The organism is Paenibacillus sp. GXUN7292, assembly GCF_050864975.1.
Taxonomy (GTDB): Bacteria; Bacillota; Bacilli; order Paenibacillales; family Paenibacillaceae; genus Pristimantibacillus.
In genome coordinates this window covers 74,158-80,157 of sequence record NZ_JBOZWO010000032.1, presented here as the reverse complement: position 1 = coordinate 80,157, position 6,000 = coordinate 74,158, and the positions used below count along the sequence as shown (strand labels likewise).

The following is a 6,000-nucleotide window of genomic DNA, read 5'->3' as shown; positions in this document are numbered from 1 at the left end:
GTATTTTAGCGCAATGTATATGAAATTTCATATACAATTTGCCGTTTTGAGGTGGCGCTGACCGATTGTGTATGATTTTTCATATACAATTGTAGTTTTCGAGGTATTTCAGCGTAATGTATATGAAATTTCATATACAATTTGCCGTTTTGAGGTGGCGCCGACTGGTTCTGTATGATTTTTCATATACAATCGTGATTTCGAGGTATTTCAGCATAATGTGTATGAAATTTCATATAGTTTTTCAACAGCCAGAGGAAATACAGTAGCACATATAAAACCTGTAATGGTTAAAGTTGAACTACTCAGGCGTACGCTGCCGCTTCTCCATTCCCAATCCTGCTCTTCGTTCCCCTTCCTTTGCTTATCAAATGTTACTCAGTAAATCGAATGATCACTATTCCGCTATTTGCCTTTAAACTGCTACTTTTTTATTTTCGCGGTCACTCATTCCGCTATTTGCCTCAAAACTGCTACTTTTTTATTTTCGCGGTCACTCATTCCGCTATTTGCCTCAAAACTGCTACTTTTTTATTTTCGCGGTCACTCATTCCGCTATTCGGCTCCAAATGGGGCTTTTTCTGCGATTTATGGATCAATAGCGGAACGTCTGTCACTTTATCGACTCAAAACTGCTATTTATGGCGTAATAACGGAACGACTGACCAACTAGGAAAGCTATCGCTTCATTGTGAATAGGACAACATGCAGCCGAAAGAAGATGGCACTGCGATCAAGTTTCGGCATCTAGTCATCCTTTTTCATTGGAAAAACAAACCTCAAACATCGTAGAAGCATCATCGCTAAACGCAGTAATTGTCCCTTGATGCTGCACTACTATTTTTTTAGCAATGAATAGTCCCAGTCCTGTGCTGCCCTCATGATGGGACCTCGACTGGTCTCCTGTATAAAACATTTCAAAAATATGTGGGAGCTCTTCGGTGGGGATTCTAGCGCCATAGTTCATTACCTGTACCGTGATTTCTCTGCCAGTCGTCCGACAAAATATATCAATGTACTTGCCCGCTTTCCCATAATGCGCCGCATTCGTAAGTAAATTTTCGAATACGCGCGCCAGCATTTCACCGTCCCCTTGCATCATAACGCCTGGCTGCACATGCAGTCTTGATGTAAGCCCGCTTTTTTCAAAAGCAGGATAAAGCTCCTCATTCAGTTGAATTAACAGCTCGCTCAGCACAATCGTTTTTTTCTCCATATCAAGCTTGCCATAGTTCATTCTAGTAATTTCAAATAGCTCCTCTATCAGCTGTTCCAAACGCTGGGACTTCGAGTAGGCAATTTGTGTATACTGCCTTATTTGCTCCGGAGTAAGCTGTTGATCCTTAAGGATGAAATCCAGATAGCCTAATATGGACGTAAGCGGTGTGCGCAAATCATGCGCCAGATTCAGCACCAGCTGCTCTTTGGTGTTCTCGGCAAAATTACCTCGTTCTACAGCCTGCTGCAATTTTTTGCTCGCCAAATTGATATCTCTTGCAATATCGCCAAATTCGTCCTTCGAATTAATCGCTACATGATTCTCAAAATTGCCGCTTGCCAACTGATTGATTCCGATAGAAATTGTATGAAAATAAGTAGCGTACCGTCTAGTAAGGAGGAAAAAGAAGATTACGGACAGCGGAATAAAAATCGTAAGGAAGAAATTAATATCGCCAACTTCTCTCATAAAATAGCGGACCTTCGTCAGCGGATCTTCGAATTTAGTCGTATAGTAATAGAGCTGAAGCGCTTTGTACAGCCAAAAGGTTAAAATGCCGGCGAAGGCCATGCTCAGCCCAAACAACAATATCATCCTGAATCTAAAGCTTCGGATTAAATTATCCATTGAAAGAATATCCGACCCCCCAGACTGTTTTGATCAGCTTCGTCTTTTGCCTGTCATCGCCAAGTTTTTTGCGCAGAGTGCGAATATGGACCATCACTGTATTGCTGCCCTCGTAATATTCCTCCCCCCATACCTGCTGAAAGATATTTTCCGTACTAAAAACCTTCTTGGGGTATCTCATCAACAAATACAAAATATCAAATTCCTTCGGCGTAAGCTCAATCGGCTGACCGTAAAGCATGACAGCTCTCTCTTCAGGATGAATGATTATTCCTCCTGCTTCTACTATAGATAAGGTCTCTTTTGAAGCTTGATGGAATTGTTTGGATCTTCTAATATGGGCATTGACACGAGCTACGAGCTCCATCGGATTAAAGGGCTTTGTCACATAGTCATCCGCTCCACGGACAAGTCCAGCAATTTTGTCGAGATCACTTGCCTTGGCGCTTAGAAAAATAATCGGCATAAAATGCTGCTCGCGTATTTGCCTCGTCACTTCATAGCCGTCTATTTCCGGCATCATTATATCCAAAATTACCAAGTCAATTCGATATGAGCGTACAGCTTCGATCGCCTTCTGCCCATCAGATACCTTCATGCAATGATACCCTTCCTTCATCAAATGCAGCTCAACCAGATTTGCTATTTCCTTATCATCATCGGCTATTAATATCGTTATTGCATGCATACGTTAACACTCCTACCTGAAAATGTCGAAAAAGGCTCCGTTTACACTACTCTAGCTTCAGCCTTGCTCTTCGTTCCCTATTGTAGTCCCGCTTTTATAGATTTCCAACATCAGCACATTTTCAATTTCAATAATTATACAATTTTACTACATTTCCACAACTACAAAATAGTCATCACTTAAAAGTTTCAAGCGTTCATGGCAAATAGGTTATAGTCTATCCGTACAAGGATAAACGGCTCCGCCTTCCTTTGGACAGGCGCGTTTACCGATGAATGATAAGAACAAGTTTATAGGAATAACTCATAAATTCTTATAATTAAATATAAGAGCCAGCTCTTTCGAGCCGGCTCTCTATTCTATGTTCCGCTTATAGATGCTGTTTCCACGCCGTCCGCCAACTTCACTGTATTGCGGCCGGCCCGTTTAGCCTCATAAAGCGCCCGGTCAGCGGCAATCAACAGGCTATTCAGCCCGTCCTCCTCACTATGCGCGTCAACGTCATTTACAGCGGCAACGCCAAAGCTTGCCGTTATCGTCAGCGGCGGGCCTTGCGTCAGCTCCAACGGCTGCTCTGCAAGTCCGCGGCGCATTTGATCTGCAGACTCCCAGGCTTCGGCCGCCGTCACTCCTGGCATCGCCACAACGAATTCTTCTCCGCCGTAACGCGCGAATACATCCTCGTGACGAAGCACCCTTTGGCATATTTGCACAACGTGGATCAGCGCCTCATCTCCGATGCTATGCCCAAATGTATCGTTGATGCGCTTGAAATAATCCACATCAAACAATACCAAGGCTAAAGGTTCTCCAAGAAAAACGGTTTTCGATAGTAACGTCTGGCCTGTTTGTACGAAATAGCTCCGGTTAAAAATACCCGTCAGTCCATCATAATAGGCCATATCGCGAAGCCGCTGCTGCAATCGAGTCCGCTCAGTGACGTCGATCATAACAATAAGCTTGCCTGACTGCTGGCCATTCCTCTTCCGCACGATGGAAGACCGGATATGGTAGTAAAATTTCTCCCCTTGCAGAAGCCATAAAATCTCCTGCTGCGTGCCAGTTTCTCCCGCGTCCTGCCTTCTCTCTAAAATAAACGAGTCAACCAAGGGCTCATCGGTATGGGCTTTCCAAAAAGGCTCTATTGCTTGACCAATAAGGTCTGGCGATAATTCAGGCATTACATTTGCGGCAGACGGATTGTAATCGACAAGCCGGTTGTTCATATCCAGCACCAAAACACCGTCGCTCATACTCTCAAATAAACGGTCTCTGGCAATCGGCGCGACATTCATCAGCCCTTTGGAAGTGAGCGCCCACATATACATCGCAGAAGTAAGCGCCATCATAACGGGAATAGGATCAAGCCCGTAAGGAGTAAGATGGCTGAGATATGCATAATCTCCTGCAAGCGGCAGCAATAACCCGAACAGCATCGTGAAAAACTGAATGCGATAGGAAGCTTTCATACGATTCCAATTCAACAGTAGCAGCACAACACCGCCCGTCATGCATCCGAATGTGTAGCCGCCTTGAATAATGTACCAAGGGCCTATCTCCAAATTAGCCTTAAGAATCGCGGTATCCGTCCTTAGCTCTACGGACTGGTAATAGAAATGATGCCATTCGTTAGTAAATACGAGCGCCACCGTAATAACCGGAATAATAAACAATACAACATACCAGAACCGCTTAAAGTAGCGGTCCATACCGAGGAAATGCATAATAAGCAGCAAATTAAGCGGAGGAAGAAAGGGCATGCCCAAATATTCAAACTTGATCCAAAATTTTATTTCGTCAAGCGATCCTGCCGCAAGCTCCAATGCTGAGCCAAACGTATAGACCGCCGCAAGCATACAAAAAATAATAAAAATATTAGACATCATCTGTTTAGAGCGGTTAGCCAGCACGTAGATGCCCATTATTACATTAATGACTCCTGCTGTCACAATTAGAGTTATTATTGCGGAATACGATGTCCCCATATCTTTGCTCCACTCGAAGTTCCGGCTTCCTGTCAGCCGTCACAGTAGTTGTATGATAGCTTAGTAGAATCAAAAATAGTATAACATATACTAGTAATTTTCACTGAAAGAGATGACACTGCGATCAAGTTTGGGCGGGCGCTTTCACTTATCCATTCCCAATCTTGCTCTTTCGTTCCCGTTTCTCAACAGTCTGAATGATTCACTTTTAATCATTCTTTATACGCTCTGCCAGCATTGTTAATTCGTCATTCACTTCTTTGACAATACATTTCAATACGATAGCTATTACAATTGAGAAAAAAGAAATGATAAAGAAAAGGACTGTAAACAGTGTACCTCTTAAATCATTTACAAAATTATACTGCATCACTTCAAAGAAGCCGCCATTTAAAAAAGAAAAAAAAGTAAAAAGAGCAAACAAAACACCAATAGCAATGAACCAATTAGCCAGTCTGTTTGTTTTTTCCAAATGAATCATAAAGCTCCCCCCTTTTTGGATCATACTTAATCGTATTCATGCGCAGCTTTACTTTTGATAAGTGTATTACGCCGTTCCATTCAATTGGATTCATATTTCAGGCTGTCGAAAGATAATCATTGTGAATGATGCAACAAGCAATAGAAAAAGGTGGCACTGCGATCAAAAGCAAGACCCAGCCCTAGATATTGCTTATCTTGGCCGGGTCATTGATTGTACATTATTACATGCCTAAAATATGATAACCGGCATCTACATGGATAACTTCACCAGTTATGCCTCTGGAAAGGCTGCTTAAAAGGAACATCGTCGCATCGCCGACTTCGTCCTGATCAATATTTCTGCGCAGTGGAGCCCGCTCTTCAAGCGTGGACATAATGTCGTTGAAGCCAGAAACGCCTTTTGCGGCCAAGGTGCGAATAGGACCCGCTGAAATTGCATTGACTCTAATGCCGTATTTGCCCAGATCCTCTGCCAAGTATCTCACGCTAGCTTCCAAGGCTGCTTTTGCCACACCCATCACATTGTAATTTTTAACGACACGCTCTGCTCCAATATAGGATTGAGTAACGATGCTTCCGCCCTCGCTCATTAATCGCTTTGCTTCTCTGGCAACAGCCACCAAGGAATACGAGCTTGAATTTTGTGCCAGCATATAGCCTTCTCTAGTTGTATTCACATACTCGCCCTGCAATTCATCCTTTTCCGCAAATGCAACAGAGTGAACGACACCATGAATGGTTCCGACCTTGCCTTCAATTTCTGCAAATGCAGCACGCAAGCTTTCATCATCCAATACATCACACGATACTGTACCCAAGGGCTGAATATTATGAGCATCCAGCAATTTTGTCAGCTTCTCCAGCGATCTTTCCTTCCGATAAGTAAAGATTAAACCCGCGCCTTGCTGGTGCAATGATTTGGTTATTCCCCAGGCAATACTTCTTTCATTGGCGACGCCCATAACGACTATCGTTTTATCCTTCAGCAACATATAAAT

5 protein-coding genes are annotated in these 6,000 nt (G+C 43.2%); all 5 read right to left on the bottom strand.

Going from position 1 to position 6,000, the window contains the following annotated elements; genetic code table 11:
- Positions 1–751: 751 nt before the first annotated feature.
- On the bottom strand, positions 752–1,846 hold the full coding sequence (locus tag ACRRU2_RS21580; RefSeq protein ID WP_432504910.1) for an ATP-binding protein: 1,095 nt from the start codon (positions 1,844–1,846) through the stop codon (positions 752–754).
- Positions 1,839–2,534 (bottom strand): response regulator transcription factor, encoded by a 696-nt coding sequence (locus ACRRU2_RS21575; RefSeq protein WP_432504908.1) that lies wholly within the window; start codon positions 2,532–2,534, stop codon positions 1,839–1,841. Before ACRRU2_RS21575 ends, ACRRU2_RS21580 begins: the two co-directional genes overlap by 8 nt.
- A gap of 359 nt (positions 2,535–2,893) precedes the next feature.
- Positions 2,894–4,519, bottom strand: coding sequence for a histidine kinase N-terminal 7TM domain-containing protein (locus tag ACRRU2_RS21570; RefSeq protein ID WP_432504906.1), 1,626 nt, complete (start codon positions 4,517–4,519; stop codon positions 2,894–2,896).
- A gap of 208 nt (positions 4,520–4,727) precedes the next feature.
- Positions 4,728–5,000: a hypothetical protein gene (locus ACRRU2_RS21565; protein ID WP_331700922.1), complete on the bottom strand. Its 273-nt coding sequence runs from the start codon at positions 4,998–5,000 to the stop codon at positions 4,728–4,730.
- Between the two features lie 223 nt (positions 5,001–5,223).
- On the bottom strand, positions 5,224–5,994 hold the full coding sequence (gene fabI, locus ACRRU2_RS21560; protein WP_432504904.1) for an enoyl-ACP reductase FabI: 771 nt from the start codon (positions 5,992–5,994) through the stop codon (positions 5,224–5,226).
- Between the last annotated feature and the right edge of the window lie 6 nt (positions 5,995–6,000).